Below are 20,128 nucleotides of genomic sequence, written 5' to 3' on the forward strand. Positions count from 1 at the left end.
TGCGAGAAACAAATCGGCTCGTCATGCAGGCAATCGCGGCCATCTCGTTTGATCGGCCGTGCAATCGCAAAACACGTCTTTGCCTTGTCCAAATTCGATCATGTTGCTTGGGCACTCGCTTTCTGGAACAGGATGACGGGCGCGGCAATGAAAATTAAAGTGCAAGGCCGTTCTCCGTACGTGGGTTGAACTCCCACGCTACCCGTACTATCACCGGAGATAAAAATGACAAAGACCAGCAAGGGCTTCAACAATCTGCAGCACGTGCAGAATCAATGGGGTGGCTCGTCGGCACCGTGGCATGAAGGCGGCATGTGGGTGCTAGGATGCCGCTCCGGTCAGAACGTCGTGGCACTCAACATCAAGTCCGGAGACGGTGGAAGGACCCTGACCGGCACGATGACCTACGTCGGAGAAGGTCCGATCGGCTTCAGGGCGACGCTCACGCAAAGCAACACGTACGCGGTCGAAAATCAATGGGGCGGAAGCTCGGCCCCCTGGCATCCGGGCGGCACGTGGGTCATAGGCTGCCGCGTCAATCAGCAAGTAGTGGCGCTCGACATCGAATCCGGCGACCAGGGCGCAACGCTCGCGGGAACGATGACGTACGCGGGTGAAGGCCCGATCGGCTTCAAGAGCCAGCAGGCCGACGGTGGCGTCTACGCGGTCGAGAATCAATGGGGCGGTTCGTCGGCCCCCTGGCACAACGGCGGCGTATGGGTGATCGGCGCGCGCGATCAGGCCGTTGTCGCGGTAAGCATCGGCTCCACGGACAGCGGCAAGACGCTGAACGGGAACATGACTTATGCCGGCGAGGGGCCGATCGGCTTCAAGGGGAATTCGGTCGCGGGCAACAACTACGCGGTCGAAAATCAGTGGGGCGGAACGTCCGCTCCGTGGCATCCGGGCGGCATCTGGCTGCTCGGCTGCCGCTCAGGCCAAAACGTCGTGGAGCTCTACATCACCTCTGGCGACAACGGCAACACGTTCCATGGCAGCATGACCTACAGCGGCGAAGGCCCAATCGGCTTCCGTGCGATGGCATTGCCGCAATAACGTCGGCGAGGCTCCCGGCGGCGGCCTCGGGCGGAATGGTTGCGTCTCGACAACGCGATTTCCTTCGTCCCGCCGGACGAAAAACGAGACGGGCGGACGTCGCCATCCGGCGCCCGCCCGTCTTTTCAATCGGCACATCCGGCGGCAAGCGCCGCCGCATCGCTTACATCGTGACCTGATCGAGGAAGGTCTTCTTGCCGCCCTTGAAGTCGTACAGCGAAATCACGCCGTGCTTCAGGTCGCCCTTCGAATCGAAGATCGTCGTGCCGATCACGCCCGTGTAGTTCGTCTTCGGCATCGCCGCGAGGATCTTCGCCGGATCGGTCGAGTTCGCGCGCTTCATCGCATCGACGACGATGTACACCGCGTCGTACGTGAACGGCGCGTCGAAGCGGATCGGCTGGTTGAAGCGCTTCTCGTACTTCGCCTGGAACGCCGCGCCGCCCGGCATCTTCTCGAGCGCCGCGCCCGCCTGCGAGCACACGACGTTGTCGGCCGCCGCGCCCGCGAGCGCGGGAAGCTGCTCGGTGCACACGCCGTCGCCCGAGAAGATCTTCGCGCGCAGGCCGAGCTGCTTCGCCTGCTTCGCGAACGGGCCGCCCGTCGCGTCCATGCCGCCGTACATGATCGCGTCCGGATTCGTGCCCTTGATCTTCGTCAGGATCGCGCGGAAGTCGACCGCCTTGTCGTTCGTCGCGTCGTGCGACAGCACCTTCAGGCCGAGCGCCTTCGCCTTTTTCTCGAATTCGTTCGCGAGGCCCTGGCCGTATGCGGTCGAATCGTCGACGACCGCGACCGTCTTGATCCCTTTCTGCTTCGCGTAGTCGGCGAGCGCCGGGCCTTGCTGCGCGTCGGTCGCGACGACCCGGTAGGTCGTCTTGAAGCCCTGCTGCGTATAGGCCGGATTCGTCGCCGACGGCGAGATCTGCAGGATGCCGGCGTCGCTGTAGATCTTCGACGCCGGGATCGACGTGCCCGAGTTCAGGTGGCCGATGACCGCGACGACCTTGCCGTCGACGAGCTTCTGCGCGACCTGCGTCGCGGTGCGCGGGTCGGCCGCGTCGTCTTGCGCGTCGAGCTGGAGCGTGACCTTCTGGCCGCCGATCGTGAGGCCCTTCGCATTGATCTCTTCGACCGCGAGACGCGCGCCGTTCTCGTTGTCCTTGCCGAGGTGGGCGATGCCGCCCGTCAGTGGCTCGGCGCTGCCGATCTTGACGACCTGGTCGGCCGCCGCATTCGTCACGGCCGCGGCCGCGAGCATCGCAGCCGCGCTGATCGGCAACAGTTTGCGGATTTTCATTTTCACTGCAGTCTCCTTGTTGGACGGGCGTTGATCATATGATCAGATCATACCCGGTCAAAATTCGCTGCAGCGAGCCGCGCGTGCGCGCCTTCGCGTCGCAGACACAGGCGCCGCCTCCCCGGCCGGCGCCCGCGCCGGCGGCCTCAAGCCTTGATGTTCATCGTGATCCGCGCGGTGAACACCGTCTTGCCTTCGGCGTCGGTCACTTCGACCGGCACGATCTTGTCGCCTTCGCTCTGCCAGTCGACGGCCGAGCCGTCGGCGACCGCCGTCACGTCCGTCTTCGCCTTCGCGAGGTATTCGACGGTCATGCCTTTCGGAATCCAGCGCAGGCCGTCCGGAATCGACACCTGGGTCATCAGCCCCGCGACCAGCTCGGCCGCATTGCACAGCGCGATCGCGTGAACCGTGCCGAGATGATTGGTGATTTCACGCCGGAAGCCGATTTTCGCCTCCGCCCGACCGGGCTGCAGCTCGACGACCTGCGGCTCGATCGTGCCGAAGAACGGCGCCATCTGACAGACCATCTTGCTGAATTGCGCGGACCCGGCCGTCTTGAACATCTCGAGAACCTGACTCATGTTGTCTCCCGTTTCGATGAAAACAGAACAAAGTTCTGTTGCAGAAGATTATTCTGTTTCATTGGTGAGCGTCAAGGTACTATTGCGTGACTCCAGTTTTTCGTTCGCGATCCAGCTTGCCTACCCTCGACATCCTGACGCGGCAGTTCCCCGGCCACCGCGCGCACCTGAAGCGCACGATCCTCGCGACCGCGCTCGCCTGCTTCAACGATCACGGGCTCGAGCCCACGACGATCGAGATGATCCGCGAGCGCTGCGACACCAGCGTCGGCAATATCTATCACCACTTCGGCAACAAGGACGGCCTGATCGCCGCGCTCTTCCTGTGTGCGATCGAAGACCAGGCGCAACTGCTCGCCGACTACATCGGGCGCGCGACGACCGCGCGGGAAGGCGTCGCCGCGCTCGTCCACAGCTATGTCGATTGGGTCAGCGCACAGCCCGAGTTCGCGCGCTTTCAGTTCATGGCGCGCACGGCCGTCGCGTCGGGGCCGCGCGCGGACGAGCTGGCGGAGAAGAACCGCGCGCGCAATCGCCGCGTGATCGCCTGGTTCGCGCACGCGTCGGGGCGCGACGAATTGGAACAATGGCCGGCGGAGCTGCTGCCGTCGCTCATCGTCGGCCAATCGGAGAACTACTGTCGCGCGTGGCTGAACGGCCGGGTCAAGTCGGCGCCCGCCAAGTACCGGGAAGCGCTCGCGATCGCGGCGTGGCGGTCGGTTTCGAAGTGAGGGACCGGCCGCGCGGCCGTCGCCGCGCGCGGCATGCGCCGGGCATGCGCGGCGGAAGCGGCGTCGCTCGCAGGCCGGCGGCCCGTCATTCGCGTGAACGGGCCCTAGCCCTGATGGATCTCGATCCAGCCGTCGAATCCGTTCCCGGCCGCGGGCGGGCAGTCGCCCGGAAACGAACCGAGCACCGGGTTGCCCGGCCGCTCGCCGCGAGGCAGCGTCGGACTCGCCCCCCAGGCGCGCGCCGGCGGGGCGAACGGAAGCGACGGCGCGGCACTCAACGTGCCGGCGGTCAATTCATTGACCGCCGTCTGGGCCACGGCGCCCGCCGTGCCGCCTCCGACCGGTTTCTCGACGCACACCGCGCACCAGCCGATCCTGATGAAGCTCGGCGCATACGCGTACAGCTCGGTTGCGACGGGCTGGAGCGCGAACGGGTCCGCCGCGCACTGCACGCAGTAGTAGACGCCATACCAGGCGTCCCGCCTTCCGCTCGCCTCGTATCGGCGGCTCAGCTCCAGGAAGTTGTTGATGTACGTCTCGACCGTCTTGTGATTCATGTTGGCCGAATGGGTCAGCGGCGTGAGGTTGCGCCAGTCCCGGCCCGAGCCGCCCCAGCCGCCGTTGATCAGGTGCCCGCGAACCCACGGGCGGTAACTGGGATTCACATCCTGGACGAACGTCAGCGGCGGACCGCCCGCCATCAGCACATCCCATGGCGCGCCGCCCACTTGCGGCTGGTTGCTCTGCCCCTGGCCGGGCATCTTGAGATCGGGCCCGAGCAACGCCGACGCGCATGACGCGCCGAATTCGCGTCCGCGAACATACGTCGCCTGCCGGCCCTGTCGAACGCGCGCGATCGTGAAGATCGGCTGGTCGACTGTCCAGCGCGGGTTCGTCTGAGTACCGTAGTTCAGAAAACTCATCGTCGTCCTCCGCTGTGGAAAGTTCGGAAGCCGCGCGCGGCCTCCGCGGACCGCATCGAATCCGCCGCCGCAATCGACGGACGTTCAGCGAAATGCAACGTTCGATCCGCAACGACCGAACGTTCCCGCGCCCCGGCAGCGGAACGACACGCTTGCTCATCGCTCGCGAAACGGCCGCCGTCGCGCGTTCGCCGGTCATCGGACACACTTCGTTTGCGCGGCGCGACGAAGGACGCGTTTTCAGCCGACGATGCCGCGCATCACTGCTTCGAGAGATCGAAGATCCGCGTCATCGGCGTCCACTTCGAGCCGGCCGGCGTCCATGGCGTCGGCTGCTGGAACGTGCTCATCAATGTTTCCCATTCGACGATCTTCGCATCGGCGCGCGTATCGGCATCGAAGCGCGCCGCATCGAACACCGCGTCGTCGGTCTCCATCAGCATCGTCAGCCGCGTGCCGAGCCGGTAGATCTCCAGCGCGACGACGCCGTGCGCGCGAAGATGCGCGGCGACCTCCGGCCAGATCCGCGCATGATACGCGTCGTAACGCGCAATCGAATCCGGGTCGTCCTTCAGGTCCAACGCCAGGCAGTAACGCATCGCGCGCTCCGTCGTCGATCGTTCGTGCATCCGCGTCAGGTCAGCGCGCGGTCGAGATGCGTGTAGCCGCCGTCGACGAAGAGCCACTGGCCCGTCGTGTGCGACGACCGGTCCGACAGCAGGAACACCGTCGTCCACGCGATCTCGTCGGCGGTCGTCATCCGCTTGCCGAGCGGGATCTTCCGCGTGATCGACCGCAGCTTCGCGTGCGGATCGTCGAAATGCTCCAGCCAGTTCGCGTAGAGCGGCGTCATCACCTCGGCCGGAATCACCGCGTTGACGCGCACGCCGTCGTCGGCGAGCGACGCCGCCCATTCGCGCGTCAACGACAATTGCGCGCCCTTCGACGCGCAATAGCCGCTCGTGCCACCCTGGCCCGTGACCGCGGTCTTCGACGACACGTTCACGATCGCGCCGCGGCTCGCCTTCAGGTGCGGCACGCAGTAGTGCGCCATCACGTAGTAATGAATCAGGTTCCTGTCGAGCGACGCGACGAACGCGTCGCGGCCCGCGTCGAGCCCCACGCCGTCGTTGACGCCCGCGTTATTGACGAGCCCGTCGATCCTGCCGAACGTCGCGACCGTCTGTTCGACGGCCGCGCGGCAGCCCGCATCGTCGACGAGATCGACCTGGACGAAGCGCGCGCGCGGCTGCGATTGCAGCATGCGCTCGGAGAACGCCTCGTCGAGCGAGCTGCGGCCGAGCACGACCGGAATCGCGCCCTCGTCCGCCAACGCGAGCGTGATCGCACCGCCGATGCCCGAGCCGCCGCCCGTCACGATCACGACCTTGTCTTTCAGGTTCAGATTCACTGGTCCGCTCCTTGTGTCCATGTGCCGCGTGCGGGCGAGCCGGACAACGAATCGGATCGCGTGCGGGCGCCGGCGTGATGCGTCCTCGCATCGGCAGCGACGACCCACGGCGCCAATGCGCGACGCTCGATCCGATGCGCGACTCGATCCCGCCTCAGCCCTGCACCACTCGCTGCCGCTGCTCGCCGAGCCCCTCGATGCCGAGCGTCATCATCTGGCCCGCGCGCAGATAGACGGGCGGCTTCTGTCCGAGCCCGACGCCGGGCGGCGTGCCGGTCGAGATCACGTCGCCCGGCTGCAGGCTCATGAAGCGGCTCAGGTAGCTGATCAGGAACGGCACGCGGAAGATCATCGTCGCGGTCGATCCATTCTGATAGCGATGTCCGTCGACGTCGAGCCACAGCTTCAGCCGATGCGGATCGGCCACTTCGTCGGCCGTCACGAGCCACGGGCCGAGCGGGCCGAACGTGTCGCATCCCTTGCCCTTGTCCCACGTGCCGCCGCGCTCGAGCTGGTACTCGCGCTCCGATACGTCGTTGACGACGCAATAGCCGGCGACGTGCGCGAGCGCGTCGGCTTCGTCGATGTGGCGTCCGCCCGCGCCGATCACGACGCCGAGCTCGACTTCCCAGTCGGTCTTCGTCGAGCCGCGCGGGATCTCGACGTCGTCGTCGGGACCGCCGATCGCGCTCGTCCATTTGCTGAAGATCACCGGCTCGCCCGGCACGTCCATGCCGGATTCCGCCGCGTGGTCCGAGTAGTTGAGCCCGATGCAGATGAACTTGCCGACGCCGCCGACGCACGCGCCGAGCCGCGGCGCGCCGTCGACGAGCGGCAGGCTCGACGGATCGATCGCGCGCAGCCGCGCGAGCGCGTCGGGCGCGAGCGCGTCGCCCGCCACGTCGTCGATGACGCCGGACAGGTCGCGGATGCGCCCTTGCGCATCGAGCAGGCCGGGCTTTTCGTGGGACTTCGCCCCGTATCGCAGCAATTTCATGAGTTCGCCAAGGAGGTGAGTGAAATCGAGAAGAGAGGAATCGTGCGCATGGCAGCCGCGTGCAATCGGCGTCAGTTCGACCATCCGCCGTCGATCATGTGAATCGCGCCGGTCGTAAACGACGACTCGTCGGACGCGAGATAGGCGACGAGCGCCGCGATCTCCTCCGGCTTGCCGATGCGCCCCATCGGCTGACGCGCGACGAACGCCGCGCGCACCGCATCGATCGATTCGCCGCGCGCGCGCGCCTGCTCGACGATGCGCGCATCGAGCGACGGCGACTCGACGGTGCCCGGGCAAATCGCGTTGCAGCGGATCCCTTGCGCGACGAAGTCCGCCGCGACGGATTTCGTCAGGCCGATCACGGCCGCCTTCGTCGCGCCGTAGACGAACCGGTTCGGCACCCCCTTCACGCTCGACGCGGCGGACGCCATGTTGATGATCGCGCCGCGCTTGCGCACGAGCATCCCCGGCAGGAACGCGCGGATCGTTCGATACATCGACTTCACGTTCAGGTCGAATCCGAAATCCCATTCGTCCTCGGTCGCATCGAGCACCGAGCCCGCATGGACGAAGCCCGCGCAATTGAACAGCACGTCGACGGGTCCGAGCTCGTCGGCGAGCGCGCCGATCGCCGCGCCGTCGCGCACGTCGAGCGCGCGCGCGTCGAACGGGCCGTCCCGCAATCCGTCGATGCGGATGTCCGTCGCGATCACGCGCGCGCCTTCGTGCGCGAGCCGCTCCGCCGCCGCGCGGCCGATGCCCTGCGCCGCTGCCGTGACGAGCGCCGCCTTGCCTGCCAATCTCTGTCCCATGCTCAGCTCCCGATGAGGTGGTGTCTGTCGGATGAAGCGTGTCGTCGCGGCCGGGCTGCGCAGGCCGCGAGCGGCGACGCGAAATGGGTGGAGCTCACGCGGCCGGCGCTCCGCTCATAGCCGGTAGAACGCGGCCGCGTTCGCGCCGAACACCGCGTCGCACGCGCTTTCGCCGAAACGGGCGACGGTCAGCGCATGCGCGGCCGCATGCCAGCTCGCATAGTCGCCGTTCAGATTCAGCACCGGCCAGTCGCTGCCCCAGATCATGCGCGTCGCGCCGAACACGTCGAACAGATGGTCGACGTGACGCGCGAGCGTGTCGCGATTCCAGCCGTGCGCCGCCTCGGTCGCGAGCCCCGACAGCTTGCAGTGCACGTTCGGCAGTGCGGCGAGCGCCGCGATCCCGTCGGCCCATGGCTGCCAACCGTCTCGACCCATGTGGATCGGCGGCTTCGCGCCGTGATCGACGACGAGCCGCAGCCGCGGGAAGCGCCGCGCGAACGTCGCGAGCGGCGCGAGGTGCCGCGGCGTCACGAGCGCGTCGAACGCGAGATCGAGCTCGACGAGCGCGTCGATCGCGGGGGTAAGCGCCGGGTCGGCGATCCATGCGGCGTCGAGCAGGTCCTGCAGCATCGGCCGCACGCCCTTGAACGACGGGTCGCGCGCGAGCGCGGCGAGCGTATCGGGCGCGTGCTTCGCATCGAGCGGCGCCCAGCCGACCACGCCCGCAATCGACGCGTCGCGCCTCGCGAGATCGAGCAGATAGCGCGTCTCGTCGACGGTCGGCGCCGCTTGCACGACGATCGTGCGCGCAACGCCCGCGGCCGCGCGCAGCGGCGCGAGGTCGGCGGGGCCGAACGGGCGGTACAGCGGCGCTAGCGCGGGCGTGAGCCAGCCGTAGTCGCCGCGCGCGGGATCCCAGTAGTGCTGATGGGCGTCGATGATTTCGCTCACGCGCGGCTCCCGATCGAGAACGAGGCAGCCGGGCGGCGCATCGCCGAAACCGCTTTGCGTGCCGGGTCGGCGTCGGCCATCCGATGCGCCGCTCGTGACATCCGCACGCGCCGCGCGTCGGGCACGTCGGGCGCGCCGCGCCATCGTCGGCGCGCGCCGACGACGCGTGCGCGCGTCACGCTTCGCCCGAAAGCGAACGTCCGTTTCAACGCCTCCGCCATTCGCGCAGCCTCCGCCATCATGCCGGCCGCGCGACGCGCAGCGGCCCGGCGACGGGCAGGCACGCGGGCCCGAGCGGCTCGAACGCCTTGTACGTCAGGATGAACTCCTGATGGCCGAGCGCCTCCGATTTCGACGTCGCGCCGCTCGCGACCGCGAGCGTCTTCGCGAAGATCTCGCGCCCGACGTCGTCGAGCGTCGCGCGGCCTTCGAGGATGCGGCCCGCATCGACGTCCATGTCGCCTTCGAGCTTCCGGTACGTCGCCGGATTCGCGCACACCTTGACGACGGGCGCGAGCGCGGAGCCGACCACCGAGCCGCGGCCGGTCGTAAACAGGATCACGTGCGCGCCGCATGCGATCAGCTCGGCGATCTCCGCGTTGTCGCTGATGTTCGGGAATCCGAAGCGCGGCTCGCCGTCCGGCACGACGTCGAGCAGATAGAGGCCGGGCGTCGGCGGCACGTCGCCCGGCTTCACGATGCCGACGATCGGCGACGCGCCGCTCTTCGCATACGCGCCGAGCGACTTCTCCTCCTGCGTCGTGAGGCCGCCGTCCGCGTTGCCGACCGCGAAGCTGCCGTGCCCGAGGATCGCGTAATAGCGCTCCGCCTTCTGCACGCACGCGACGATCTCGCGCCCGAGCTCGGGCCGCGCGGCGCGGCTCTGCATGTGGTATTCGCAGCCGACGAGCTCGCCCGTCTCCTCGAACAGGCACGCGGCGCCCTGCTCGACGAGCAGGTCGAACGCGCGGCCGACGGCCGGATTCGCGGTGATGCCGCTCGTGCCGTCCGATCCGCCGCAGATCGTGCCGACGATCAGCTCTTCGATGCCCATCGGCACCTTCGCGTGCTTCGCGAGCTGCGCGCGCGCGCCGCGGACCCAGTCGACGCCGGCGCCGATCGTGGCGAGCGTGCCGCCCGCGTCCTGGATCGTCAGCACCTCGGCCGGGCGGCCGCTCGCGCGCACCGCATCGACGAGGAAATGCTTGTTCATGCTCTCGCAGCCGAGCGACACGAACAGCACCGCGCCGACGTTCGGATGCGTCGCGAGCCGCTCCATCATCTTTTCCGCATAGCCGTTCGGGTAGCAGCCCGGAAAGCCGATCAGATGCACGGGCGGCTCGTCGGCGGCGGGCGCATCGTCGCCGAAACGCAGCGGCGCGCGGAACTGCGCGACGATTTCGCGCGCGACGTGATGCGCGCATTCGACGAGATATGCGACCGCGACGATGTTGCGGATGCCCTTGCGTCCGTCGCCGCGCAAATAGCCGGCGAGCACGGCGCTGCGCACGCCGTCGGGCGGCACGCGCTCGCCGTCGGAGGAGATGTCGGAGAAGACGTCGGGGGAACCCGGCGTGGAAACGGTCACTGACATGAATGGTTCCCCTGAATAAGCGGCCGCGACGGCGTCAATGCGTGACGAACGCGCGGCCCGCGTCGTGCGTGTACGTCGGCAGGTAGTCGCTGACGAGGTTGTGCGTGTGCAGATGCTCGCCGCGCGCGACGTCGCGGATCACGTGGCCGATCGCCGCGCCGTAGCGCAGCACCTTGTCGTTCGCCGACAGCGGCGCGCGCGCGACCTTGTGGCCGAGCTCGATCGTCCGAGCGAGCACGACCGGCTCGCCGTCGATCAGCACGCGCTGCCCGGCGTCGAGGCGCGCCGCCGCGATCAGGCAGTTGTCGTCGGGCGACAGCAGCAGCAGCCGCGCATCGATGACGGCGGCGCTCATGACGGCTCCTCGCCGCCCGCGACGCGCGCGACCATCAGCGCGCCGAGGATGATCGCGCCGTAGATCGCCTGGATCCAGAACGACGGCACCTGCGCGAGCGTCAGCAGGTTCTGCACGACGCCGAGCAGCAGCACGCCCGTCAGCGCGCCGAGCATCGTGCCCTTGCCGCCGTCGAGCGAGATGCCGCCGATCACCGCGGCCGCGAACACGGTGAAGATCATCCCGTTGCCCTGGTTCGCATTGATCGCGCCGACGTAGCCCGTGACGACGAGGCCGCCGATCGACGCGAGCACGCTGCCGAGCACGAACACGCCCCACGTGATCCGCTCGACGCGAATCCCGGCCGCGCGCGCGGCTTGAGCGTTGCCGCCGATCGCGTACAGCGCGCGGCCGAGCCGGTGGTAGCGCAGCATGAACGCCGCGCAGCCGAACACGGCCGCCGCGAGCCATACCGACAACGGCAGGCCGAAGACGATCGTCGTCGCGAGCGCGAAGAACGACGGCGGCATGTCGAACAGCGTGCCGCCCTTCGTCGCGCCGACGAGCATCCCGCGCAGCACGATCAGCATCGCGAGCGTGACGATGAACGCGTTGAGCCGCATCTTCACGACGAGAAAACCGTTGACGAAGCCGATCAGCGCGCCGACCGCGACGATCGCGAGCAGCCCGGCCGCGGCGGGCCACTGGAAGCCGAATCCGGCCGACGCGGCGGGCATCACGAGCATCGCGCCGATCGCGGGCGCGATGCCGACGGTCGATTCGAGCGACAGGTCGAACTTGCCCGTCAGCACGATCAGCGATTCGGCGAGCACGACGAGCGCGAGCGCCGCCGACGCGCCGAGCACACTGATCAGGTTCGCCTTCGTCAGGAAGCTCGGGCTCACGAACGCGCCGATCACGATCAGCAGCACGAGCGCCGGCAACAGCGCGAGATCGCGCAGCCGCGCGAACTCGAACGGCCTGCGCGCGACGGTGCGCGCCGGTCCCGGCGGCAGCGCGGGACTCGTCAGGCTAGACTTCATGGGCATCGACTCCTTCGATTGCTGCAATCAATTCGTTGTCCTGCCAGCCGGCCGGAAACGCCGCGACGATGCGGCCGCGGAACATCACGAGCACGCGGTCGCAGGTGCGCAGGTCGTCGAGCTCGCCCGACGCGACGAGCACCGCCTTGCCGTCGTCGCGCACGCGCTCGACGACGGCGAGCAGCGCCTCCTTCGATTTCACGTCGACGCCCGCGGTCGGATCGATCAGCACGAGCACGCGCGGATCGTTCGCGAGCGCGCGCGCCATCACGACCTTCTGCTGGTTGCCGCCCGACAGGCCCGACACCGGCTGCTGCGGCCCCTGCGCGACGATGCCGAGCGCGTCGATCATCCGCGCGCCGAACGCGCGCTTCTTCGCGGGCGGCGCGAGCCCGAAGCGCCCGAGCGCGCCCGCGATCGTCATCGACGCGTTCTCGGCCACCGATTCGCCGAGCACGAGCCCTTCGCGATGCCGGTCCTTCGGCACGCAGCCGACGCCGCGCGCGAGCGCGGCGGGCACGTCGCCCGACGGCAGCGCGGCGCCGTCGACGCGGATCGCGCCGGCGCGCGGCGCGCGCAGCCCGGCCACGGCCTCCGCGACGCTCGTGCGGCCGCTGCTCGTCGCGCCCGCGAGGCCGACCACTTCGCCGCGCCGCACGTGAAACGACACGCCTTCGTAGTCGCCGCCCGCGAGACGGTCGACCTCGAGCGCGGGCGGCGAGTCGTCCGGCAGCGGCGGCCGGCACGCCGCGTCGGCAACCGCGAGCCCGCCGCGCTCGCCCGTCATCGCTTCGATCAGCGCATCGCGCGGCAGCGCCGCCACCGGCGCGCTGACGATGTGGCGCGCGTCGCGCAGCACCGTCACCGCCTGGCAGATGTCGTACACCTCCTGCAGGTGATGCGAGATGAACAGGAAGGTCACGCCTTCGCGCTGCAGCTCGCGGATTCGCGCGAACAGCCGCTTGATCTCGTCGCCGTCGAGCTGCGCGGTCGGCTCGTCGAGGATGATGAAGCGCGCGCCGTACGACAGCGCCCGCGCGATCTCGACGAGCTGGCGCGCCTCGACCGTCAGGTCGCCCGCGCGCGCGTCCTCGCCGACGTCGATCCGCCAGTGATCGAGCAGCGCGCGTGCGTCGCGCCGCAGCGCGCGCCAGTCGATCGCGCCGCGCTTCGTCGGCTGCCGGTTGATGAACAGATTCTCGGCGACCGTGAGCTCGCGGATGATCGTCGAATGCTGATAGACGCACGCGACGCGCGCGCGCCAGCCGTCGCGATCGGCGAGCGGCGGCGCGTCCTCGTTGCCGAAGCGCACGACGCCCGCATCGGGCTTGCGCAGCCCGGTCAAGATCGACACGAGTGTCGACTTGCCCGCCCCGTTGCGGCCGACGAGCGCGTGCGATTCGCCCGGCCGCACGCACAGGTCGACGTCCGCGAGCGCCGTATGCGGCCCGAAGCGCTTCGTGACGGTCCGCGCCTCGACGACGGGCGCGGCGGCGGCGTCAACCGTGGCGGTGGCGGCAATCGCGCTCATTTGAGCGTGTTGCCCCACAGGCTCTTGTCGTCGACGTTCGCCTTCGTCACGAGCGGCGCGGGCAACTGGTCTTCGAGAATGCCGGGCGCGCGCTGCACGATCACGCTGCCGTGGCCGGTCGGCCCCGGCTTGAAGGTCTGGCCGGCGAGCGCCGCCTTGATGTAGAAAAGTCCGTAGCGCGCGTACAGGTCGGCGGGCTGCGACACGGTCGCGTCGATGTCGCCGCGGCGGATCGCTTCGTATTCCTGCGGGATGCCGTCGTTGCTGACGATCACGACGTGTTTCGGATCGCCCGCCGGATACAGCATCTGCTTGCGGCGCAGCGTCTGCAGCGTCGGCGACAGATAGACGCCGCCCGCCTGCATGTAGATGCCCTTCACGTCCGGATTCGCGGTCAGCAGGCTGTCGAGCGCGGTCGCGGCGACGTCACCCTTCCACGCGGCCGGAATCTCCAGCACCTGCAGGCTCGGATAGCCCTTCATGCACGCGCGGAACGCCTCCGAGCGGTCGCGGCCGTTCACCGACGCGAGATCGCCCATGATCTGCACGACCTTGCCCTTCTGCACGTGCTCGCCGATGTACTTGCACGCCTTCTCGCCGTATGCGCGATTGTCGGCGCGCACGACCATCGCGACCTTGCCCTGCGTCGGCGCGACGTCCACCGCGACGACGGGCACCTTGCGCGCGGCCGCCGCTTCGAGCGCGCGGCTGATCGCCGCCGAATCGAGCGGCCCGACGACGATCCCCTTCGCACCGAGGTTCAGCAGGTTGTTCATGTCCGTGATCTGCTGCGCGGGATCGCCGTTCGAGTTGACGGGCGCGAGCGCGTCGATCTGCATATCCTTCGCGTAGTGCAGCAAATAATTGTTGTACGACTGCCAGAACGGCGAAGTCAGCAGCGGCAGGTCAAGCCCGACCTTGCCCGTATCCGCGCCCGCCGGCGAGGCGGCGATCGCGCCCGCCAGCGCGGCGCACAAGGCGGGTGCTCGCCCGCGATTGGTCCACGTCATGCCTGTCTCCTGTTTCCTCTGATATTTGTCGGCCCGGCGCACGGACCGTTGCCATCTGTTCACTGGCGAAATTATTATTTATATACGGAATTTTTGAAGTCAAGGAAACGTAGCGCAGAATGACTGCGTATTTTCCCTATCCCTATCTCCATCCGACGCACCCGATCGCCACCATGAGCACCCAGAAAGCACGACCGGCCGGCCATGCCGACGAGCCGCAGGATTTCGACGACGCCGACCGCTACCGCGCGCCGGCGCTCGACAAGGGGCTCGACATCCTCGAGCTGCTGTCCGAACAGAAGGAAGGCCTGACGCGCACGGAAATCACGAAGGAGCTCGGCCGCAACGCGAGCGAGATCTACCGGATGCTCGAGCGGCTCGTCGCGCGGCAATACGTGATCCGCTCGCCGGGCGGCGACCGCTACACGCTGAGCCTGAAGCTGTTCGCGCTGTCGCATCGGCACCCGCCGATGCACCGGCTGATCGCCGAAGCGCTGCCGCCGATGCAGCGCTTCGCGGACGAGGCCGAGCAGTCGTGCCACCTGTCCGTCTACGACCGCGGCAATCTGCTCGTGATCGCGCAGGTCGACGGCCCCGGCATCTGGGGCATCTCGGTGAAGCTCGGCTCGCGCGTCGGGCTCGTCGACACCGCGTCCGGTCAGGCGCTGCTCGCGTTCCAGTCGAGCGAGCAGCGCGCGCACATGCTCGCCGAGCATACGAAGGTGAAAGGCGAGCAGCCGCTCGCGGCGCGCAATCTCGACGTATGCCTCGACGCGATCCGCGCGGCCGGGCATGTGCAGCAGGACAGCCGCCAGATGTTCGGCGTCACCGACATCACCTATCCGATCGTCGGCCCGGCCGGGCAGGCGATCGCCGTGCTCACGTGTCCGTATATTCGCCGGATCGACGCATATGTCGCGCCGTCGCTCGACGACGTCGTCGAACGTCTGAGCGCGACGGCGGCGGGGTTGTCGATGTTCAGGGAAACGGCGGCGTGACGGTCGGACGGGTCGTTGCATAGCCACGGCGCAACGACGCTTGCGCGGATCGGGCCGGCGCGTTTGCCCGCCCGGGCGGCGACATCGCCAGGCCGACGCGCCCGGTCCGCCGCGGGCCGCGCGAGGTTCTGTCGCGATAGGCCCCGTCTCACCCGAGACAGCCAAGTCGAAGCCTACGTGCGATGCCTTCGACGCCTCTCAAAGATCGAGCACCAGCCGTTCGCCGCGGCATCGCGACACACACGGCATCATGCAATCGTTGCGGGCTTTTTCCGCCGTGCTCAGAAACGCGTCGCGATGATCGGGCGTGCCCTCGAGCACCGCCGTCCGGCATGCGCCGCAGATGCCCGCCTCGCACGAGGTGGCAATCGGGATATCGTGGTCGAACAGCACGTCGGTGATCGATTGTCCCGGCGGCACGAGCAACACGCGCTGCGAGCGCGCGAGCTCGATCCGGAACGCGCCGGCCTCGCCCGCGGCATCGCCGGCGCCGGCCGCCTCGCCCGCGATCGGCGCGGAAAAGTACTCGTGATGCAGCCGCGCGTCGCCGAGCGCCGGGCGCGCGATCGCGTCGACGGCCGCCATGAACGGCGCCGGCCCGCAGAAGTACAGATGCGCGCGCGCGTCCATCGCGCCGACGATCGCCGCGATCGCGTCGCCCGTTGCGTCCGGCGTCAGCCCCGTGTGCACCGTCGCGACGTCCGCGAGCCGCGACGCGAGCGTCAGCCGATACGCGGCCGCGTCGTCCGAGCGCACGAAGTAGTGCAACGCGAGCGGCCGCCCCGCGCGGATCAGGCTGTGCGCCATCGCGAGCAGCGGCGTCACGCCGATCCCGGCGGCGAGCAGCACGGCCGGGCTGCCGTCCGGCGCCAGCGGGAAATAATTCAGCGGCGCGCCGATCCGCAGCACGTCGCCGACGCGGACCGCGTCGTGCATGTGCGCGGAGCCGCCCCGCGACGCCGGCTCGCGCTTGATCGCGATCTCGTACACGCCGCGCTCGAACGGGTCGTTGCACAGCGAATACTTGCGCGTGAGCCCGCCGCGCAGATGCAGGTCGATGTGCGCGCCGGCCTCGAACGCCGGCAGCGGAAGGTCCGGCGCGTCGCTGACGAGCCGCAGCGAAATCACGTCGCACGCGACGCGTTCGCGCGCGATCACGCGCGCCGCAATCAGATCGTTGTCGATCATCGGAATCACCGTTCAGGAAAACCTACAGCAGCCCGATCAGCCGCCACCACAGCGCATTGATCGGAATCACGAACACCACGCCCAGCAGCGCAGTCGCGATGCAGTATCGGAGCGCCGCGCGCCGGTCCACTTGCGCGAGCGTGTTGCCGAATACGATCGGCGGCGACTGATACGGCAGGACCGTCGTCGCGTAGCCCATCACCTGCGCGAGCAGGCCGGCCTTCAGATGCAGCCCCTGCGCGAGCACGCGCGACACGATCGGCACGTACAGCGCCGGCTCCGCGTTCGACGTGACAGCGAAGCAGACGACGATCGACAGCGCGGTCAACGAGAAGTACGCGAGCATCGGGCTGTCGCGCAGCGTATCGAGCGCGAGCGTGTCCGGCACGCGCATGTCGAGGTGATTGACGAGCGCGGTCAGCCCGATGATCGCCGCGATGAACCACAGCAGATCCATTTTCAGCGTCGCGGTGAAGCGTTCGAGCTGCGCGGGCGGCGACGTGACGAAGTAGACGAGCGTGAAGCCGAGCCCGACCCAGCCGGGCGCGATGTGATGCACGGAATCGGTGAACCAGAGCGCAAGCGTGATCGCAAGCAGCACGATCGCATGCCATTCGCGGCGACCGACCGCGACGCGCGCCGCCGGTATCGCGACCTCGCCGACCGTATCCGCGAACAGCCAGTAGGACGCGAACACCAGCACCGCGCCGCGCACGATCACGCCGGCCGGGAAGAACAGCAGCAGATACTCGGAGAAGCGCAGATGCAGCTCGTGCGACTGCTCGAGGATCCCCGCCATGATCACGTTCGGCAGGTTTGCCGGCAGCACCGCGGCGGCCAGCTCGTACGAACCGACGATCACGAGCAGCAGGATTCCGCGCCGCCCGTTCGCGTGCGCGCCAAGCTTCACGACGTCGCAGTAGCCGATCGCGATCGGAATCAGGATCGCGATCCGCCCGAACGTCGACGGCATCACGAGCGACAGCAGGAAGCTCAGCATCGCGAACGCGAGCAGCGCCTTCAGATACGAGCCGCCGAGCCGCCGCGCGAGCGCGACGCCGATCCGTTCGCTCAAGCCGCTCTCCTTCAGCGCGAATCCGATCGCCGCGCCGCTGAACACGAGCCAGAACGCGCTCGACCCGAAGCCGGAGAAGATCTCGGCGGTCGGCACCGACGTGCACGTCGCCGCGAGAAAGAAGAACAGCAGCGACACCCAGAGGCTCGCGACCGCTCCCGTCGCCCACAGCACGATGCAGGTGAACACGATCGCGACGATCCGCGCATCGCCGGCCGACATCGTGCCGCGCGCGCCGAGCACGGCGACGGCCGCGAGCCCCGCCGCGAGCAGCACGGCCGCGACGCGCCCGCCCGTCAGCATGCCCGCCCCGCGGTCCGGCCCGCCAATCGCACGGCCGCTCAACCGCGCATCACCGGCGAGTTCGCCGGGATCTCGTATTCGACGTGCGCATCGTCGAAGATGTCGCCGAATTCGCGCCGCTGGCGGAACGTCGGATCGGGGGCGCAGCTCATCGGCAGATAGCCGCCCATCCATTCGCGCAGGTCGGTCACATCCGGCGCGCCGCCGTAGACGTTCGCGACAGGCCGCTCGCCGCGCGCAACCGCGTCGATCTGCTCCTGCAGCATCTGGCGGAACATCACGATCCCGCGATCGGACGCGCCGAGGTTCTCGCGCGAGCGATCGAAGATCGGCCCCTGCGTCTCGACCGCCATCGCATCCTGGCTCATGAACGTATTCATCAGATAGCGGCCGCGTTCGTCGGTGCGCGCCGGCTGGCGGACGATCCTCGGCGCCTCGTCCGTTTGCGCAGGCGCGCCGTCCGCGTTCGGCGTGAACGACACCCAGACGATCCGCGTCGTCGTATCGTCGACGGGCACGCGCCAGTGCATCTCGGTCATGATCCGGAGCATGTTCGGAAACACCATCAGATTGCCCCAGCCGCGGCCCTCGCCTTCGTATTCCCAGCTCTTCACGATCCCCCAGTCGAAGCGCTGGAAGCCGAACCGCTTGAACGGCTTGCCGAACCCGGACGCGTCGCGCATGCCGAGGCGTTCGAAGTATTTCGAGTGCGTGTAGAACGTGTGCGTGACGTCGACCGCGTTCTCCTGCACCTGAAACCAGTTGCACGCGAGATCGTCCTGCACCTCGAAATGGCGGACGCCGTCGTTGCGCACGAGAATGTCCCAGTTCGGAAACGCGGGCTTCTGTTCGGCCGGCCCCATGTACGCGAAGATCAGCCCGCCGCATTCGTGCGTCGCGTAGCTGTCGATCAGCTTCTTGCAGGCGCGGCTCGCCTTCGCCGATTCGAACGGCCGCTCGACGCATTCGCCGGCCGCGTTGTACAGCCAGCCGTGATACGCGCAGCGGATCGTCTCGCCCTCGACGAAGCCGTACAGCAGCGACGCGCCGCGATGCGGGCAACGCTCCTGCACGAGCAGCACGTCGCCGCCCTCGGTGCGCGCGAGCACCAGGTCCTCGCCGAGGATTCGCACGCGCTTCGTCTGGCCGGCCTCGGCCAGTTCCGACGAATAGCCGACCGGATGCCAGTAGCGACGCAGCAACTCGCCGCACGGCGTGCCCGGCCCCACGCGGGTCAGCAGTTCGTTGGTGGCGTGGTCAAGCATGAATGCACCTCTCTCAGGTTGTAGCGGGCTGTATCGCCCCAGGAAACGTCTGCGTACCGGCGAATACTCGGGTCGCGATACGATTGCCGTTTGTCTATTTTTTTAGATTAAAGAAAGTCGCGAAAAATTGCAAGGCAGGAAAATCCACAATTTTCAGCGTGATTCTCAGTTCGCGTCACTGAAATTCGGCCCGTGTGTATAATTAAAAAGACAGACGGCACGAGCCATCCCGGAGATCGGCGTGCCGTGCGCCGGCCAACCAGGAGGACACGAGATGGCGATCATTGGCGTGATGGGCTCGGGCAAGAACGAATGGCCGGAGCTGGCGACGCCGCTCGGCGCGTGGATCGCCGCGCAAGGGTTCGACCTGCTGACGGGCGCCGGCCGCGGCGTGATGCTGTCGACCGCGCGCGCGTATGCGACGACGCCGGGCCGCCGCGGCCGCTCGATCGGCATCGTGCCGAGCGAAACGCATCCTGTGTTCGGCTTCGTGCCGATCGCCGGCTATCCGAATCCGTTCATCGATCTGCCCGTCGTCACGCCGCTGCCGCGCAAGGAAGCCGATGCGCCGGACGACGCACTGAGCCGCAACTACGTGAACGTGCTGACGAGCGATGTCGTCGTCGCGCTGCCGGGCAGCAAGGGCACGCTCGACGAGATCCGCCTCGCGACGCGCTTCGCGAAGCCGCTGATCTGCATCGGGCCGGCCGGCGCGTTCGACGGCGTCCCGCCCGGCACGCGAATCGTGTCCGCGCTCGACGACGTCTACGCGTTCGTGCTCTCGCAATTACGCCGCGCGAAGGCCGGCGCCGGAGCGGAATCTCCGCCCGCGTGATCGACGGCCGGCGGGCGCGACGCAATCGCGGGAACGACCGCGGCGAGCGCCGCCGCACGCGGTTCGCCTCGACGCGCTCGCCGCCGCGTCGCCATCACCGCCATCACCGCCACCGCCGCCTCTCGCGACCGCTCGCATCGCATCACCAACGTCTCCGACGCAAGAAAAGGCACGCGCGCGT

The 20,128-nt window shown here is 68.3% G+C and carries 20 protein-coding genes; 4 read left to right on the forward strand and 16 right to left on the reverse strand.

Translation table 11 applies throughout. The features are described 5' to 3' along the window. Positions 1 to 225: 225 nt before the first annotated feature. A complete protein-coding gene (locus BG90_RS28365) occupies positions 226 to 1,056 on the forward strand; it encodes a lectin OAA family protein (RefSeq protein ID WP_010112459.1) in 831 nt (276 codons plus the stop codon). A gap of 163 nt (positions 1,057 to 1,219) precedes the next feature. Here the strand turns inward: BG90_RS28365 and BG90_RS28370 are convergent, their stop codons facing one another. Continuing rightward, complete coding sequence (locus tag BG90_RS28370) at positions 1,220 to 2,356, reverse strand: branched-chain amino acid ABC transporter substrate-binding protein (RefSeq protein ID WP_232355218.1); 1,137 nt, start codon at positions 2,354 to 2,356, stop codon at positions 1,220 to 1,222. A gap of 146 nt (positions 2,357 to 2,502) precedes the next feature. Next, positions 2,503 to 2,940 carry a hotdog fold domain-containing protein gene (locus tag BG90_RS28375; protein WP_010108612.1) on the reverse strand — a complete coding sequence of 146 codons (438 nt, stop codon included), beginning with the start codon at positions 2,938 to 2,940 and terminating at the stop codon, positions 2,503 to 2,505. 116 nt (positions 2,941 to 3,056) lie between these two features. Between BG90_RS28375 and BG90_RS28380 the strand changes: the two genes are divergently transcribed. Next, positions 3,057 to 3,671: a TetR/AcrR family transcriptional regulator gene (locus BG90_RS28380; protein WP_010108611.1), complete on the forward strand. Its 615-nt coding sequence runs from the start codon at positions 3,057 to 3,059 to the stop codon at positions 3,669 to 3,671. 104 nt (positions 3,672 to 3,775) lie between these two features. On the opposite strand, the gene BG90_RS28385 is transcribed toward BG90_RS28380, so the two are convergent. The 11 genes from BG90_RS28385 to BG90_RS28440 all read right to left on the reverse strand — a co-directional run bounded on the left by BG90_RS28385 (position 3,776) and on the right by BG90_RS28440 (position 14,283). Beyond that, positions 3,776 to 4,594 carry a hypothetical protein gene (locus BG90_RS28385; protein WP_010119374.1) on the reverse strand — a complete coding sequence of 273 codons (819 nt, stop codon included), beginning with the start codon at positions 4,592 to 4,594 and terminating at the stop codon, positions 3,776 to 3,778. Between the two features lie 260 nt (positions 4,595 to 4,854). Then, positions 4,855 to 5,193: an L-rhamnose mutarotase gene (locus BG90_RS28390; RefSeq protein WP_025990278.1), complete on the reverse strand. Its 339-nt coding sequence runs from the start codon at positions 5,191 to 5,193 to the stop codon at positions 4,855 to 4,857. 35 nt (positions 5,194 to 5,228) lie between these two features. Then, complete coding sequence (locus tag BG90_RS28395) at positions 5,229 to 6,005, reverse strand: SDR family oxidoreductase (protein WP_010119376.1); 777 nt, start codon at positions 6,003 to 6,005, stop codon at positions 5,229 to 5,231. A 154-nt stretch (positions 6,006 to 6,159) separates the two neighbouring features. Further along, positions 6,160 to 7,002 carry an ureidoglycolate lyase gene (locus BG90_RS28400; protein ID WP_010108607.1) on the reverse strand — a complete coding sequence of 281 codons (843 nt, stop codon included), beginning with the start codon at positions 7,000 to 7,002 and terminating at the stop codon, positions 6,160 to 6,162. A gap of 71 nt (positions 7,003 to 7,073) precedes the next feature. Then, on the reverse strand, positions 7,074 to 7,817 hold the full coding sequence (locus BG90_RS28405) for an SDR family oxidoreductase (RefSeq protein ID WP_025990279.1): 744 nt from the start codon (positions 7,815 to 7,817) through the stop codon (positions 7,074 to 7,076). Positions 7,818 to 7,931: 114 nt separating this feature from the next. Continuing rightward, positions 7,932 to 8,771 (reverse strand): amidohydrolase family protein, encoded by an 840-nt coding sequence (locus BG90_RS28410; RefSeq protein WP_010119377.1) that lies wholly within the window; start codon positions 8,769 to 8,771, stop codon positions 7,932 to 7,934. A gap of 238 nt (positions 8,772 to 9,009) precedes the next feature. After that, entirely contained in the window at positions 9,010 to 10,365 is a 1,356-nt protein-coding gene (locus tag BG90_RS28420) for a UxaA family hydrolase (RefSeq protein WP_025990280.1), read from the reverse strand. 34 nt (positions 10,366 to 10,399) lie between these two features. Then, positions 10,400 to 10,720, reverse strand: coding sequence for a UxaA family hydrolase (locus BG90_RS28425; RefSeq protein WP_010119382.1), 321 nt, complete (start codon positions 10,718 to 10,720; stop codon positions 10,400 to 10,402). Beyond that, on the reverse strand, positions 10,717 to 11,742 hold the full coding sequence (locus tag BG90_RS28430; RefSeq protein WP_010119385.1) for an ABC transporter permease: 1,026 nt from the start codon (positions 11,740 to 11,742) through the stop codon (positions 10,717 to 10,719). The genes BG90_RS28425 and BG90_RS28430 overlap by 4 nt, the downstream gene beginning before the upstream one ends. After that, positions 11,732 to 13,273 carry a sugar ABC transporter ATP-binding protein gene (locus BG90_RS28435; protein WP_045568492.1) on the reverse strand — a complete coding sequence of 514 codons (1,542 nt, stop codon included), beginning with the start codon at positions 13,271 to 13,273 and terminating at the stop codon, positions 11,732 to 11,734. The genes BG90_RS28430 and BG90_RS28435 overlap by 11 nt, the downstream gene beginning before the upstream one ends. Continuing rightward, a complete protein-coding gene (locus BG90_RS28440; protein WP_025990191.1) occupies positions 13,270 to 14,283 on the reverse strand; it encodes a sugar ABC transporter substrate-binding protein in 1,014 nt (337 codons plus the stop codon). The genes BG90_RS28435 and BG90_RS28440 overlap by 4 nt, the downstream gene beginning before the upstream one ends. Positions 14,284 to 14,456: 173 nt before the next feature. Here BG90_RS28440 and BG90_RS28445 point away from each other — a divergent pair, with 173 nt between their 5' ends. Then, entirely contained in the window at positions 14,457 to 15,281 is an 825-nt protein-coding gene (locus BG90_RS28445) for an IclR family transcriptional regulator (protein WP_010118330.1), read from the forward strand. Positions 15,282 to 15,479: 198 nt separating this feature from the next. On the opposite strand, the gene BG90_RS28450 is transcribed toward BG90_RS28445, so the two are convergent. From BG90_RS28450 to BG90_RS28460, 3 genes are read right to left on the reverse strand one after another with little or no spacing between them, the layout of a single operon-like run. Then, a complete protein-coding gene (locus tag BG90_RS28450) occupies positions 15,480 to 16,469 on the reverse strand; it encodes a PDR/VanB family oxidoreductase (protein WP_010118329.1) in 990 nt (329 codons plus the stop codon). Positions 16,470 to 16,491: 22 nt separating this feature from the next. Next, complete coding sequence (locus BG90_RS28455) at positions 16,492 to 17,847, reverse strand: SLC13 family permease (protein WP_045568493.1); 1,356 nt, start codon at positions 17,845 to 17,847, stop codon at positions 16,492 to 16,494. Between the two features lie 38 nt (positions 17,848 to 17,885). Then, the gene (locus BG90_RS28460) at positions 17,886 to 19,112 is read right to left on the reverse strand and encodes an aromatic ring-hydroxylating dioxygenase subunit alpha (protein WP_025990438.1); all 1,227 of its coding nucleotides are present in this window, start codon (positions 19,110 to 19,112) and stop codon (positions 17,886 to 17,888) included. 274 nt (positions 19,113 to 19,386) lie between these two features. Here BG90_RS28460 and BG90_RS28465 point away from each other — a divergent pair, with 274 nt between their 5' ends. Then, a complete protein-coding gene (locus tag BG90_RS28465; RefSeq protein ID WP_010111856.1) occupies positions 19,387 to 19,947 on the forward strand; it encodes an SLOG cluster 4 domain-containing protein in 561 nt (186 codons plus the stop codon). Positions 19,948 to 20,128 lie beyond the last annotated feature (181 nt).

This window comes from Burkholderia oklahomensis C6786, from assembly GCF_000959365.1.
GTDB classification, from domain to species: domain Bacteria; phylum Pseudomonadota; class Gammaproteobacteria; order Burkholderiales; family Burkholderiaceae; genus Burkholderia; species Burkholderia oklahomensis.

Bases quoted from the DNA above. Each gene is read 5' to 3' on its own strand.
- BG90_RS28365 (WP_010112459.1), top strand. From the start codon at position 226: ATGACAAAGACCAGCAAGGGCTTCAACAATCTGCAGCACGTGCAGAAT.
- BG90_RS28370 (WP_232355218.1), bottom strand. From the start codon at position 2,356: ATGAAAATCCGCAAACTGTTGCCGATCAGCGCGGCTGCGATGCTCGCG.
- BG90_RS28375 (WP_010108612.1), bottom strand. From the start codon at position 2,940: ATGAGTCAGGTTCTCGAGATGTTCAAGACGGCCGGGTCCGCGCAATTC.
- BG90_RS28385 (WP_010119374.1), bottom strand. From the start codon at position 4,594: ATGAGTTTTCTGAACTACGGTACTCAGACGAACCCGCGCTGGACAGTC.
- BG90_RS28390 (WP_025990278.1), bottom strand. From the start codon at position 5,193: ATGCGTTACTGCCTGGCGTTGGACCTGAAGGACGACCCGGATTCGATT.
- BG90_RS28400 (WP_010108607.1), bottom strand. From the start codon at position 7,002: ATGAAATTGCTGCGATACGGGGCGAAGTCCCACGAAAAGCCCGGCCTG.
- BG90_RS28405 (WP_025990279.1), bottom strand. From the start codon at position 7,817: ATGGGACAGAGATTGGCAGGCAAGGCGGCGCTCGTCACGGCAGCGGCG.
- BG90_RS28420 (WP_025990280.1), bottom strand. From the start codon at position 10,365: ATGTCAGTGACCGTTTCCACGCCGGGTTCCCCCGACGTCTTCTCCGAC.
- BG90_RS28425 (WP_010119382.1), bottom strand. From the start codon at position 10,720: ATGAGCGCCGCCGTCATCGATGCGCGGCTGCTGCTGCTGTCGCCCGAC.
- BG90_RS28430 (WP_010119385.1), bottom strand. From the start codon at position 11,742: ATGAAGTCTAGCCTGACGAGTCCCGCGCTGCCGCCGGGACCGGCGCGC.
- BG90_RS28435 (WP_045568492.1), bottom strand. From the start codon at position 13,273: ATGAGCGCGATTGCCGCCACCGCCACGGTTGACGCCGCCGCCGCGCCC.
- BG90_RS28440 (WP_025990191.1), bottom strand. From the start codon at position 14,283: ATGACGTGGACCAATCGCGGGCGAGCACCCGCCTTGTGCGCCGCGCTG.
- BG90_RS28445 (WP_010118330.1), top strand. From the start codon at position 14,457: ATGAGCACCCAGAAAGCACGACCGGCCGGCCATGCCGACGAGCCGCAG.
- BG90_RS28450 (WP_010118329.1), bottom strand. From the start codon at position 16,469: ATGATCGACAACGATCTGATTGCGGCGCGCGTGATCGCGCGCGAACGC.
- BG90_RS28455 (WP_045568493.1), bottom strand. From the start codon at position 17,847: ATGCTGACGGGCGGGCGCGTCGCGGCCGTGCTGCTCGCGGCGGGGCTC.
- BG90_RS28460 (WP_025990438.1), bottom strand. From the start codon at position 19,112: ATGCTTGACCACGCCACCAACGAACTGCTGACCCGCGTGGGGCCGGGC.
- BG90_RS28465 (WP_010111856.1), top strand. From the start codon at position 19,387: ATGGCGATCATTGGCGTGATGGGCTCGGGCAAGAACGAATGGCCGGAG.